Source organism: Microbacterium sp. 2216-1, assembly GCF_046507855.1.
Lineage (GTDB): Bacteria > Actinomycetota > Actinomycetes > Actinomycetales > Microbacteriaceae > Microbacterium > Microbacterium esteraromaticum_C.
The window spans coordinates 1319337-1331423 of record NZ_JBKFTM010000001.1 but is presented as its reverse complement, the minus strand read 5'-3'; the positions used below and the strand labels follow the sequence as shown (position 1 = coordinate 1331423).

Here is a 12087-nt window from a genome sequence, read left to right as displayed (position 1 = left end):
GACAGGCATGATCTCCTCCCTGCGCGGCACGGTTCTGCACGCGGTCTCCGGCCAGGTCGTCATCGAGACAGGCGGTGTCGGCTTCGCCGTCTTCGTGCCCAATGACATCGCGCACACCGCGGTCGTGGGGGATCAGCTTCGCCTGCACACCAGTCTGATCGTTCGTGAGGATGCGCTGACCTTGTACGGCTTCGGCGATCTGGACGAGCTGGAGATCTTCGGTCAGCTGCTGAGCGTCACCGGCGTCGGCCCGAAGTCGGCGCTCGGTGTGCTCTCGCATCTGACGGTCGATCAGATCGCCGAGGCTGTCACGGCCGAGGACGATGCCCCGTTCCGTCGGGTATCGGGGATCGGTCCGAAGACGGCGAAGCTGATCGTGGTGCAGCTGGCCGGCAAGGTGCAGCCCCGTGTCGCCACTGCACCGGTGGGTGCCCCCGAGACGGTCGTCACCGACCAGGTCGTGGCCGCGCTGGTCGGCCTCGGTTGGTCCGAGAAGGTCGCGGCCGAAGCCGTGGCGCAGGCGGCCGAGATCGCCACCGACGCCGAGAACGAATCGGTGCCCGCGTTGCTGCGCCGTACGCTGGCGGCGATGGGGCCGGGGGTGAACCGTGGCTGAGCACGCGCGCGATGCGGCCGAAGCCCTCGACGACACCGAGCTGGCGATCGAGGGCGCTCTGCGCCCGTCGAGCCTGGACGAATTCGTCGGTCAGGCCAAGGTGCGCGGTCAGCTGCAGCTGCTTCTGGAAGCCGCACGCCTGCAGGAGCGCACAGCGGACCACATCCTGCTCGCCGGCCCACCCGGCCTCGGCAAGACGACGCTGGCGATGATCGTCGCCCACGAGAGCGGACGCCCGTTGCGGTTGTCGAGCGGCCCAGCGATCCAGCACGCCGGCGACCTCGCTGCGCTCCTGTCGAGCCTCACGCCCGGCGAGGTGCTCTTCATCGACGAGATCCACCGGATGGCGCGATCGGCCGAAGAGATGCTCTACCTGGCGATGGAGGACTTCCGCATCGACATCATGGTCGGCAAGGGGGCCGGCGCCACGAGCATCCCGCTGGAGCTCGCGCCCTTCACCCTCGTCGGAGCCACGACGCGCTCGGGTCTGCTACCCAACCCACTGCGTGACCGGTTCGGCTTCACCGGCCACCTCGAGTTCTACAGCGCTGACGACCTCGAACAGGTCATCAACCGGTCTGCCGGTGTTCTCGGTGTGCGTCTGCCCGATGACGCGCTTTCCGAGATCGCGCGTCGCTCGCGCGGCACGCCCCGCATCGCGAACCGCCTGCTGCGCCGCGTGCGCGACTACGCACTCGTCCACGGCGGCGGGCAAGATGCGTCGCTCTCGGATGTGCGCTCAGCGCTGGAGCTGTACGACGTCGACGCGATCGGCCTCGACCGGCTCGACCGCGCGGTGCTCGATGCGCTCGTGCGGCGTTTCCGCGGGGGACCGGTCGGCCTCAGCACGCTCGCCGTCGCCGTGGGTGAGGAGAGCGAGACCGTCGAGAGCGTGGTCGAACCATACCTCGTGCGGATCGGCTTTCTCGGGCGGACGCCACGCGGGAGGATCGCGATGCCCGAGGCGTACGCGCACCTCGGGATCTCGCATCCCGAGGGAGTGGCATTGTTCGATGACCTATAATCGCTGAAGACTTCCCGGCCATATCCCCCTACGCACCGCCGCGTTCGGCGTGCACTTCGAAAGGCTTCAACTCTCATGGAAATCATCCTCTTCGGACTTCTCGCCGTGATGCTCGTGTTCATGTTCATGAACACGCGCAAGCGCCAGAAGCAGATGAAGGAACAGCAGGAGGAGAAGGCCGCCAAGACGATCCCCGGCGCGAAGGTGCTGCTGCAGGGGGGTCTGTACGGAACCGTCGTCTCGTACGACGCGGTCGACCTCGACAAGCCCGCACAGATCGAACTCGCTCCCGGCGTGGTCATCGAGGTGCACAGCCAGGCGATCCTGCGCGTGGTCGACCCGACTGAGGAGGCCGTCGACTCCGACGACGCCGCTGAGGACGAGGTCGTCGAGGAGCACCCCGACACGGTCCCCGCCAAGGACGCGACCGACGGTATCGAGGCGATCCAGGTCGAGACGCCTGAGGAGACCAAGGCTCGCCTCGAGCGCAACGACGAGAACTGACGCCTGCGGGCGTCTCACGCGGAAAGCGGAACTACGTGGCATCCTCATCTCCGACCCGTCATGCGTGGCGGGTCCTGCTCGGCCTGCTCCTGGTCACAGCGGCATTGTTCGGTATCAATGCGATCGGCGTGTACGGGTTCAAGGAGAGCTCGTGGGCTCCTGAGCTCGCCCTTGACCTGCAGGGCGGCACTCAGATCGTCCTGAGTGCGCAGACAGAGGACGGTGCCGACCCGACGCAGGAGCAGCTCGACCAGGCGGCCGCGATCATCCGTCAGCGTGTTGACGCCTCCGGCACCGCCGAGGCCGACATCACCACCGAGGGCGGCCGCAACATCGTGGTGCAGATTCCCGGTGTGGCCGATCAGGAGACCCGCGACCGCATCCAGGCGAGCGCCCAGCTGGAGTTCCGTGCCGTACTGGCCGCAACCGACGCGGCGACCGAGTTCATCGGCGAGGATGGCAACCCCACGCCGTTCCCCACGCCCGACGACTCGATGAACGCCGTGCCCACGCCGGAGCCCACCGACGGCAGCGACCCGGCATGGATGACCGAGAAGCAGATCGCAGAGCTGCAGTCGTTCGACTGCGCCGCTCCGCGCGATCACACCACGCCGCCGGCTGGAGAGCCGCTGGTCGCCTGCGACCCGACCGGGTCGGTCAAGTACCTGCTCGGCCCGAAGGAACTCGACGGCACGGTCATCGACGACGCGACGTCTGGTCGCGACCAGCGTTCGGCGAAGTGGACCGTCAACCTCGACCTCAACCGCGAGGGCACCGAGGTGTTCGGCGAGATCAGCCAGCGCCTGAACGCCAACCGCATCGCCGGCCTGAGCCCGCGCGACCAGTTCGCGTTCGTGCTCGACGGCGTGGTGATCTCGGCGCCGCAGATGCAGGCGGCGATCCTCGACGGCAACCCGAGCATCTCGGGCGACTTCACCCAGGAGAGCGCGAAGACGCTCGCCGACCAGCTGCGCTACGGCGCGCTGCCGCTGAGCTTCACCGTCGAGAGCTCCGACACCATCTCGGCGACGCTTGGCTCGCAGCAGTTGCAGATCGGGCTGATCGCCGGTCTCATCGGCCTGGGACTGGTCGCGGTGTACTCACTGATCAGCTATCGCGCACTCGGCTGGGTGATCATCGCCTCGATCGGCGTCATGGGTGTGCTCACCTACGTCATCATCAGCATCCTCGCGTGGCGCATGGGCTTCCGCCTGTCGCTGGCCGGCGTCGCGGGTCTGATCGTGTCGATCGGATTCACCGCCGACTCGTTCATCGTGTACTTCGAGCGAATACGAGACGAGCTGCGCGACGGAAAGTCGATCACCGGTGCGGTCGAAGACGGCTGGGGGCGCGCGAAGCGCACCATCTACATCTCGAAGTCGATCAACGTGCTCGCCGCCGTGGTGCTGTATGTGCTGGCCGATTCGACGGTGAAGGGCTTCGCGTTCACCCTTGGTCTGACGACGCTCATCGACGTGTTCATCTTCGTGATCTTCACGCACCCCGTCATGCAGCTGCTCGCACGCACCCGGTTCTTCGGTGGTGGGCATCGGTTGTCCGGACTCGACCCCGAGTCGCTGGGAGCTGTCTATCGTGGACGTGCTCAGTACCGGGAGGCGCGCGTCGCCAGCACCGGTCGCGCCGCTCGTAATCAGGGGGCGCGCGGTGAGGCCGAGAAGCGCCAGACCATCGCTGAGCGCAAGCGCGCCGAGGCCCTCGCAGCTCAGGGCTCGTCAAGCGCCCGAAAGGACTCCGACGACTGATGTTCTCCATGAATGAGTTGGGAAACAACCTCTACTCGGGCAAGACTTCCTTCCCGTTTGTCGCCAAGCGTCGTATCTGGTTCATCATCGCCATCGCGCTGATCATCGGGTCCGCGCTGGTGCCGCTGATCCGTCCGATCCAGTTCTCGATCGAGTTCACCGGCGGTTCGCAGTTCATGGTCTCGGCGCCGCAGTCGACCGATCAGTCGCTGGCGACGGATGCTGTGCGTGAGGTCGTTCCCGAGGCCACCACCAAGGTCGTGGTCGTGAACGGCCAGGACATCCGCGTGCAGACCTCGCAGATGAGCGCGGCTGAGACCCAGCAGGTCACCGAGCAGCTCGCGCAGGTCTACGGCGTGAACGTCGACGAGATCACCAACTCGTTCATCGGACCGGCCTGGGGTGAGAATGTCACGCGGCAGTCGCTGTGGGGCCTGGCGATCTTCCTGGCACTGACGTTCCTGATCCTCGCGATCTACTTCCGCACCTGGAAGATGTCTGCCGCCGCCATCATCGGCCTGCTGGACGTGCTCGTGATCACGATCGGTGTCTACGCGTTGGCCGGGTTCGAGATCTCGCCGGCAGCGGTGATCGGCTTTCTCACGATCCTCGCGTACTCGCTGTACGACACGACGGTGGTGTTCGACAAGATCCGTGAGAACACCACCGAGGACGCGAACCAGACGACGCGTACGTTCGGTGAATCCGTGAACCTCGCGGTGAACCAGACGCTGGTGCGCTCGATCAACACGTCGATCGTTGCGGCGCTGCCCGTAGGGGCGATCCTGTTCATCGGCTCGTTCTGGCTCGGCGCCGAGACACTCACCGACATCTCGCTCTCGATCTTCGTGGGCATCATCGTCGCGACCTACTCGACGTTGTTCGTGGCCGCGCCGCTCTACTCGCTTCTGCGCGAGAAGGAGCCGGCGATCGCCGCGCACGATGCGAAGGTGCACGAGGCACGCGAGCGCTCGGTGGCCTCTGGGGCTTGAGCCTCCCTCGCTCAGCGGTAGGGGCGAACGCGCGTAGGATGTTCTGATCGGGACAGGAGCAGCAGATGGTCGATTCACCGGCGCCGTCGCAGGGATCGAGCCTGCGTCGCCTTGTGCCGCGCATCTTCTCTCGTGCCCCCCGTGTCAATGACCTCGACAACCTGATCCGCACGGTTCGGGCAAATCACCCTCGGGGTGATCTGCCGATCATCGAGCGTGCGTACCGGGTGGCACGCGACAAGCACGCCGGGCAGTTGCGTCAGAGTGGTGAGCCCTACATCACGCATCCGCTCGCGGTCGCACAGATCCTGGCCGAGCTGGGGCTGGGACCGCGGGCCATCGCGGCTGCGCTGCTGCACGACACGGTCGAAGACACCGGCTACGCGCTGGCCGAGCTGACCGAAGAGTTCGGCGACGAAGTCGCGATGCTCGTCGACGGGGTCACCAAGCTCGACAAGGTCAAGTACGGCGAGAGCGCGCAGGCCGAGACGGTCCGCAAGATGATCGTGGCGATGTCGAAAGACATCCGGGTGCTGCTGATCAAGCTCGCCGACCGCCTGCACAACGCCCGCACCTGGGGCTTCGTGCCGCCCGAGAAGTCTGCACGCAAGGCGAAAGAGACCCTCGAGATCTACGCGCCGTTGGCGCATCGGCTCGGAATCCAGACGATCAAGTCCGAGCTGGAAGACCTCTCGTTCGCCGTTCTGCACCCGAAGATCTACGCCGAGATCAACAGCCTGATCGCGCAGCGCACACCGCAGCGCGAGAAGTACCTGCAGAGCGTCATCGAGTCGATCGATGAAGACCTGCGCGAGCTCCGCATCCGAGGCAAGGTCGTCGGCCGGCCGAAGCAGCTGTACTCCGTGTATCAGAAGATGGTCATCCGCGGGCGCGAGTTCGACGACATCTACGATCTCATCGGCATCCGCGTGCTCGTCGGTTCCGTCCGCGACTGCTACGCCGTGCTCGGCGCGATCCACGCGCGCTGGACGCCGCTGCCCGGACGTTTCAAGGACTACATCGCGACGCCGAAGTTCAACCTGTACCAGTCGCTGCACACCACAGTGATCGGGCCGTCCGGCCGAACCGTCGAGATCCAGATCCGCACGCATGAGATGCATCAGCAGGCGGAGTTCGGCGTTGCCGCGCACTGGATGTACAAGGAACGTGTCAACGGCGGCAAGGTCGACTCGCGCGTGCCCGATACGGACATGGCCTGGCTCGCCCACATCTCGGACTGGCAGGCGGAAACCGCCGACCCGACCGAGTTCCTCGACTCGCTGCGCTTCGAGATCGGCGCGAAAGAGGTCTACGTCTTCACCCCCAAGGGGCGCGTCATCGGCTTGCCGGCAGGCGCTACACCGGTCGATTTCGCCTATGCGGTGCACACTGAGATCGGGCACCGCACGATGGGAGCCAAGGTCAACGGCAGGTTGATGCCGCTGGAGACCGAGCTCAAGAGCGGAGACGTCGTCGAGGTCTTCACCTCGAAGAACCCGGATGCAGGGCCTAGCCAGGATTGGCTCGGTTTCGTCAAGAGCACCCGCGCGCGCAACAAGATCCGCGGCTGGTTCACCAAGGAACGACGCGAAGAGGCGATCGAGCAGGGCAAGGAGTCCATCGCCCGGGCGATGCGCAAGCAGAACCTGCCCCTGCAACGTCTGATGAGCCAGGAGTCCTTCACGCAGGTCGCGCACCAGCTGCGCTACGAGGACGTGTCGGCGTTGTACGCGGCCGTCGGCGAGGGGCACGTCTCGACGCAGTCCGTGATCGAGAAGGTCACCGCGCTGGTCACGGTCGAGGAGGACACCAGCACAGGTGCCATCGAGTTGCCCGGTCAGGCCCCCGTCCGTGAGGGCAAGGGCGGCGACTCGGGCATCCTGGTGCGCGGCGACTCCGACATCCTCGTCAAGCTCGCCCGCTGCTGCACCCCGGTGCCCGGCGATCCGATCGTGGGCTTCGTCACCCGTGGCAGCGGCGTCTCGGTGCACCGGCAGGACTGTGTCAACGTGAAGTCCCTCGGAGACGACCCCGACCGGTTCGTCGAGGTTGAGTGGGCCCCCACCACCAAGAGCGTGTTCCGGGTGCAGATCCAGGTCGAGGCCCTCGATCGTTCGGCGTTGTTGTCGGACGTCACACGCGTGCTCAGCGAGCACCACGTGAACATCCTGTCGGCGACGGTCACCACCACCGACGAACGCCTCGCGCTGAGCCGCTTCGTGTTCGAGATGGGTGACTCCGTGCACCTGGACCGCGTGCTCAATGCCGTCCGGCGGATCGACGCGGTGTACGACGTCTACCGCGTCACGACCTCCTGATCCGCCAGCATCCGCGCGAGGAGCTGCTTCGCCGCGCGGATACCGGGACGACGGGTGATCGGTTCGACGTGCGCACGCAACTCGCCGTCGAGCCGGGGGAGCGCACTCAGCAGGCCCCGTAGCCAACGGTCGTCGCCGCCCGTGCACGCCAGCTCGAACAGCAGGGTCGTCGCGGTGCACAGTGGTGTCGTGACGGCAACGCCGCCGATGAGCTGCACATCGTCAGCGTCGAGTCGGTGCTCGTGGTAGACGATGCGTGTCGATGAGTATGTGCGCGGCCGCGACCGGTTGATGCGCGTCGCATGGTGCACGCGGGGCGGTTGGTCGCTCGCGCCGTGAACCCACGCGGCCGAGTGTCCGCTCGCCGCGGTTCTCGGCGGGAGGAGGTCGGCGATGCTCACGGCACGATCAGCGGCGCTCTCGACTGTGTCGACCGGCATGAATCCTTCGCCGACCTCGATGACGTGGCCGTCCAGCCGTGCCGCGGACAGCTCCGGCAGCGAGAGAGGCTGGCCGGGACGGTAGAAGAGCGCTGAGTGCACGTCAAAGAGTATGAGCCGTGTCACCCCGCGATGGGGCGACACGGCTCATACTGTGGATAACCGCGGTGCTCAGCCGCCGAGCGCGCTCAGCCAGGCGCGACGTGCCGAGAGCGCCTCTTCTGCCTGCTTGATCGCCTTCTTGTCGCCGGACTTCTCTGCGGCGGCGAGCTCGGACTCAAGCTTCTCGATGGCCTCGACCAGCTGCGAGCTCATGTCGTTCGCACGCGCCTTGGTCTCGGGGTTGTTCTTCTTCCAGTCAACGTCCTCGCGCGACTTGAGAGCCTGCTCGATCGAACGCATCCGGTCGTCGAGCGCGCGCTCCTTGTCGCGCGGGAAGATGCGACCCACCTCGTCCCACTCGCGCTGGATGCGGGTGAGCAGGGCGCGTGCCCGCTTCAGGTTCGGCTCGTCGGCGACACCCTTCGCCTCGACGAGCAGAGCCTCGCGGGCCTCGATCTTCGGCGCGGAATCCGCCTCTTCAGCGGCTGCCTGCTCGGCGCGTGCCGCGTAGAGTGCGTCGCCGGCGGCCTTGAACTTCGCCCACAGGGCGTCGTCGGCCTTGCGTCCGGCGCGTCCCACCGTCTTCCACTCGTCGAGGAGGTTGCGGTAGGAGGGGATGCCGTCGACGCCACGGGGCGCGAGCGCTTCGGCGCGTTCGATCAGTCGGGACTTCGCGTCGCGTGCTGCGCGGTGCACGTCGTCGAGCTCGGCGAAGAAGACGCGCCTGGCCTTGTCGACCGTCGAACGGGCGGTGCGGAACCGCTTCCAGAGCTGCTGTGCGACTCCCTTGGGAAGGCGCGGACCGTTCTGCTGGTGCGCCTGCCAGGCGTCGAACAGCTCGGTCATCTCGGCAGTGACCTGCTTCCACTGCACCTTGCTCAGGTCACGGGCGGCAATCTGCTCGGCCTTCTCGACGATCGTCGTGCGCTCGGCGATGGCGGCGTCGAGCGCCTCTTTGGCGGCTGCCGCCTCCTTCGCCGTGGCCTCGGCCAGCGACTCGATCAGCGTCTCGATGCGGGCGCGGAGACCGACGAGGTCACCGACGGCAGCCGCGTCAGCGGCCTCGCCCTGCAGATGCGTGGCCTGCTTGGTCAGATCGGATGCTGAAGCACCGCCGCCCTGGGCGCGTGTCTCGAGGGTGCCGAGCTTGACGGCGAGGTCTTCGTACTTGCGTACGTAGTAGGCGAGCGCCTCATCGGCCGTGCCGTCGGGGTACTGGCCGACGGCACGCCACGAGTCGCCTTCGCGAACCTCGACGGTGCCGTCATCGGTGACACGGCCCCACTGCGCGGCATCCGCATTCACGGGCGCCGCCGGTGCGGGCGCGGCAGCCGGGGCGGCGGCGGCGGTCGGCATGGGCCGACGCGGCGGAGCAGGAACCGGGGGACCCGGAACGGGAGGGGTGGGCTTGGCGGCGTTGTCGTCAGACACGGTGTTCTCCTTGCGCAGGTATCCCGCGGGAGTGGGAAAGGACGAGAGCCAGCCTAGTTCACTCGCCGCCCCGGTTCACTCGTCCGTGCTCTGCTCGGGCGTGGGGGTCGGCGTGGGGGATGCCGGAGTGGTCGCAGCGGGCGACGGTGTCGTGCTGGGATCGGCGGGTGCGGGCGTCGCCGACATGCCCAGAAGGGTCTGGCTCACGATGGCGCCCGCGACGATCAGGGTGCCTGCGCTGACGGCGATGAGGTTGTCGCGATGCTTACGGCGCAGCAGCTTCTCGTGCCATGCCGTGCGGGCCGCGTAGAGTCGCGCCCGTTCGGCCTCGGTGCGAGCGCGCTGCTGCGCTCCGCGGGAACCGCGTGCCGCCATCGTCGTTCTCCTCTGCTCATCACTCGGAGGATCGTGCGCGACCCGTCCGACCCTGCGAGCCTACCGTCGGCGCGACCGCGTGTCGGTCGCGCCAGTAGCCTGGACGTATGACCTCCGCAGCCTCCCTGATGTCGGGCCAGACACCGCTCGCGGTGCGCATGCGCCCGACGTCTCTCGACGAGGTAGCCGGTCAGCAGCATCTGCTCCGGCCCGGCTCGCCGATCGTGGCACTGGCCGACCCTGAGGCCAGCGCGCCAGGCGCGGTGTCGATCATCCTCTGGGGGCCGCCCGGCACGGGCAAGACCACTCTCGCCCAGGCCATTGCCCGGTCATCAGGGCGACGGTTCGTCGAGTTGTCGGCGATCACCGCGGGCGTCAAGGACGTGCGCGAGGTGATGCAAGAGGCGATCACTCAGCGCGACCTGTACGGGCAGACCACGATCCTCTTCCTCGATGAGATCCACCGTTTCACCAAGGCTCAACAGGATGCCCTGCTGCCCGGCGTCGAGAACGGCTGGGTGATCCTGATCGCGGCCACGACCGAGAACCCGTCGTTCTCGGTGATCTCGCCGCTGCTGTCGCGTTCGCTCCTGCTCACGCTGCAGCCGCTGACCGACGATGACATCGGTGTGCTGGTCGACCGTGCCGTCACCGACGCCCGAGGGCTCGCCGGACGCGTGCGGCTCACTGATGAGGCCCGCGCGGCGCTGATCCGTCTCGCCTCAGGTGATGGGCGTCGTGCGCTCACCGGCCTGGAGGCGGCTGCGGCCGTCGCACTGTCGCGAGCCGATGCGGATGCCTCCGCCGACGTCACGGACGAGGACGTCTCGCAGGCGGTCGACCGCGCGCTGCTGCGCTACGACCGGCAGGGCGACGAGCACTATGACGTCATCAGCGCGTTCATCAAGTCGATCCGCGGATCTGATGCTGATGCCGCCGTGCACTACCTCGCCCGGATGATCGAAGCGGGGGAGGACCCCCGGTTCATCGCTCGTCGCCTGGTGATCTCGGCGGCGGAGGACATCGGGCTCGCCGACCCGCAGGCGCTGGTCATCGCCACCGCTGCTGCGGACGCCGTGGCATTCATCGGGATGCCCGAGGGGCGCATCCCATTGGCCGAGGCCACCATCTACCTCGCGACGACGGCCAAATCGAATGCCGCCTACCTTGCCATCAACCAGGCGATCGCCGACGTGCGCGCTGGCGGATTCGGCCGCGTGCCGATTCATTTGCGCGACGCGCACTACGCCGGGGCGAAGCGACTCGGCCATGGCAAGGGGTATCGCTACCCGCATGACAACGAGGCGGGAATCGTTCCGCAGCAGTACTTGCCGGACGATCTGGACGGACGCCGCTACTACCAGCCGAAGCCGCTTGGCGCAGAGCGCGACGTCGCAGCACGTCTGGAGCGCATCCGTCGTATTCTCGGCGATCGCTGATCCGGCGGTCACCGATGGCCGATCTGATAGCATGGATCGGCTCGAAACCGAGTTTTCGGGCATCCCTCCGCTCATACCCACCGATCAGGCGCCCCGGCGTGCGCCTGCCGGCAGAGCGCAGGAGATACGCCCGTGAGACGTGAAAGACGCGTCCACGTAACGGAAGGAATGCTTCGTGGTTACGAAGTCCCAGGACCGCCGCAAGGTCCGTCTCAGCCGCGCGCTGGGAATCCCGCTCACCCCGAAGGCCGCCCGCTACCTCGAGAAGCGTCCCTACGCTCCCGGCGAGCACGGCCGCACCAAGCGCAAGGCTGACAGCGACTACGCCGTCCGTCTGCGTGAGAAGCAGCGTCTGCGCGAGCAGTACGGCATCCGCGAGAAGCAGCTGCGCATCGCCTTCAACGAGGCCCGCCGCAAGGACGGCCTGACCGGTGAGAACCTCGTCGAGCTGCTCGAGATGCGTCTGGACGCCCTCGTGCTGCGTGCCGGCTTCGCCCGCACCACGGCGCAGGCGCGCCAGCTGGTCGTGCACCGTCACATCCTCGTCGACGGTCAGCTCGTCGACCGCCCGTCGTTCCGCGTGAAGCCGGGTCAGCTCATCCACGTCAAGGCCAAGAGCGAGGGCCTCGAGCCCTTCCAGGTCGCAGCCGCCGGCGGTCACGCCGACGTCCTGCCGCCCGTTCCCGGCTACCTCGAGGTCGAGCTCGACAAGCTGCAGGCGAAGCTCGTTCGTCGTCCGAAGCGCGCTGAGGTCCCCGTGACCTGTGAAGTGCAGCTGGTCGTCGAGTACTACGCGGCTCGCTGATCTGAGGCAGGCTTCCGCCTGTTGATGACGCATCCGAGAGGCGTCGGGGATTCCCCGGCGCCTCTCGTCGTAGGATGGCGTAATGAAGAATCTGCTGTGGTTCCTGATCGGTGTGATCGGCGGGTTCGTCGCCGCCCACTTCATGAACAAGGACCCGCGCGGTCAGGAGATCTTCGGCGAGATCGACGCGCGCCTGTCGCAGTTCACCGCCATTCTCGGTGACGCCTACCGCCAGCAGGACGCCCGTCTGTCGGATCCTGCCGACGACTGACACCGAC

At 67.1% G+C, this 12087-nt stretch carries 12 protein-coding genes; 9 read left to right on the top strand and 3 right to left on the bottom strand.

What is annotated here, in order from left to right:
* Positions 1 to 7 precede the first annotated feature (7 nt).
* The 6 genes from ruvA to ACLD0U_RS06145 all read left to right on the top strand — a co-directional run bounded on the left by ruvA (position 8) and on the right by ACLD0U_RS06145 (position 7217).
* Complete coding sequence (gene ruvA / locus ACLD0U_RS06170; protein ID WP_410340098.1) at positions 8 to 616, top strand: Holliday junction branch migration protein RuvA; 609 nt, start codon at positions 8 to 10, stop codon at positions 614 to 616.
* Positions 609 to 1640, top strand: a complete 1032-nt coding sequence (ruvB, locus tag ACLD0U_RS06165) for a Holliday junction branch migration DNA helicase RuvB (RefSeq protein ID WP_224817851.1) — start codon at positions 609 to 611, stop codon at positions 1638 to 1640. The genes ruvA and ruvB overlap by 8 nt, the downstream gene beginning before the upstream one ends.
* 75 nt (positions 1641 to 1715) lie before the next feature.
* Positions 1716 to 2144, top strand: coding sequence for a preprotein translocase subunit YajC (gene yajC / locus ACLD0U_RS06160; RefSeq protein WP_224817850.1), 429 nt, complete (start codon positions 1716 to 1718; stop codon positions 2142 to 2144).
* 35 nt (positions 2145 to 2179) lie between these two features.
* On the top strand, positions 2180 to 3907 hold the full coding sequence (gene secD, locus ACLD0U_RS06155) for a protein translocase subunit SecD (RefSeq protein ID WP_179410781.1): 1728 nt from the start codon (positions 2180 to 2182) through the stop codon (positions 3905 to 3907).
* Entirely contained in the window at positions 3907 to 4899 is a 993-nt protein-coding gene (gene secF, locus ACLD0U_RS06150; protein WP_206549841.1) for a protein translocase subunit SecF, read from the top strand. Before secD ends, secF begins: the two co-directional genes overlap by 1 nt.
* 65 nt (positions 4900 to 4964) lie before the next feature.
* Positions 4965 to 7217, top strand: a complete 2253-nt coding sequence (locus tag ACLD0U_RS06145) for a RelA/SpoT family protein (protein ID WP_206549842.1) — start codon at positions 4965 to 4967, stop codon at positions 7215 to 7217.
* Here ACLD0U_RS06145 and ACLD0U_RS06140 read toward each other — a convergent pair.
* The 3 genes from ACLD0U_RS06140 to ACLD0U_RS06130 all read right to left on the bottom strand — a co-directional run bounded on the left by ACLD0U_RS06140 (position 7196) and on the right by ACLD0U_RS06130 (position 9565).
* Positions 7196 to 7759, bottom strand: coding sequence for an SAM-dependent methyltransferase (locus ACLD0U_RS06140; protein ID WP_410340097.1), 564 nt, complete (start codon positions 7757 to 7759; stop codon positions 7196 to 7198). The genes ACLD0U_RS06145 and ACLD0U_RS06140 overlap by 22 nt on opposite strands.
* A 69-nt stretch (positions 7760 to 7828) precedes the next feature.
* Positions 7829 to 9115, bottom strand: coding sequence for a DUF349 domain-containing protein (locus ACLD0U_RS06135; RefSeq protein WP_410340273.1), 1287 nt, complete (start codon positions 9113 to 9115; stop codon positions 7829 to 7831).
* Between the two features lie 150 nt (positions 9116 to 9265).
* Positions 9266 to 9565, bottom strand: a complete 300-nt coding sequence (locus ACLD0U_RS06130) for a hypothetical protein (RefSeq protein ID WP_179410785.1) — start codon at positions 9563 to 9565, stop codon at positions 9266 to 9268.
* A 107-nt stretch (positions 9566 to 9672) separates the two neighbouring features.
* On the opposite strand from ACLD0U_RS06130, the gene ACLD0U_RS06125 reads away from it, so the two are divergent.
* The 3 genes from ACLD0U_RS06125 to ACLD0U_RS06115 all read left to right on the top strand — a co-directional run bounded on the left by ACLD0U_RS06125 (position 9673) and on the right by ACLD0U_RS06115 (position 12080).
* Complete coding sequence (locus ACLD0U_RS06125) at positions 9673 to 11004, top strand: replication-associated recombination protein A (RefSeq protein ID WP_179410786.1); 1332 nt, start codon at positions 9673 to 9675, stop codon at positions 11002 to 11004.
* Between the two features lie 175 nt (positions 11005 to 11179).
* The gene (rpsD, locus tag ACLD0U_RS06120) at positions 11180 to 11809 is read left to right on the top strand and encodes a 30S ribosomal protein S4 (RefSeq protein WP_179410787.1); all 630 of its coding nucleotides are present in this window, start codon (positions 11180 to 11182) and stop codon (positions 11807 to 11809) included.
* Positions 11810 to 11891: 82 nt separating this feature from the next.
* Positions 11892 to 12080: a hypothetical protein gene (locus ACLD0U_RS06115; protein WP_179410788.1), complete on the top strand. Its 189-nt coding sequence runs from the start codon at positions 11892 to 11894 to the stop codon at positions 12078 to 12080.
* Positions 12081 to 12087 lie beyond the last annotated feature (7 nt).

Excerpts from the sequence above, each read along its gene's own strand:
- ruvA (WP_410340098.1), top strand. The coding sequence starts at position 8 with ATGATCTCCTCCCTGCGCGGCACGGTTCTGCACGCGGTCTCCGGCCAG.
- yajC (WP_224817850.1), top strand. The coding sequence starts at position 1,716 with ATGGAAATCATCCTCTTCGGACTTCTCGCCGTGATGCTCGTGTTCATG.
- secF (WP_206549841.1), top strand. The coding sequence starts at position 3,907 with ATGTTCTCCATGAATGAGTTGGGAAACAACCTCTACTCGGGCAAGACT.
- ACLD0U_RS06145 (WP_206549842.1), top strand. The coding sequence starts at position 4,965 with ATGGTCGATTCACCGGCGCCGTCGCAGGGATCGAGCCTGCGTCGCCTT.
- ACLD0U_RS06135 (WP_410340273.1), bottom strand. The coding sequence starts at position 9,115 with ATGCCGACCGCCGCCGCCGCCCCGGCTGCCGCGCCCGCACCGGCGGCG.
- ACLD0U_RS06130 (WP_179410785.1), bottom strand. The coding sequence starts at position 9,565 with ATGGCGGCACGCGGTTCCCGCGGAGCGCAGCAGCGCGCTCGCACCGAG.
- ACLD0U_RS06125 (WP_179410786.1), top strand. The coding sequence starts at position 9,673 with ATGACCTCCGCAGCCTCCCTGATGTCGGGCCAGACACCGCTCGCGGTG.
- ACLD0U_RS06115 (WP_179410788.1), top strand. The coding sequence starts at position 11,892 with ATGAAGAATCTGCTGTGGTTCCTGATCGGTGTGATCGGCGGGTTCGTC.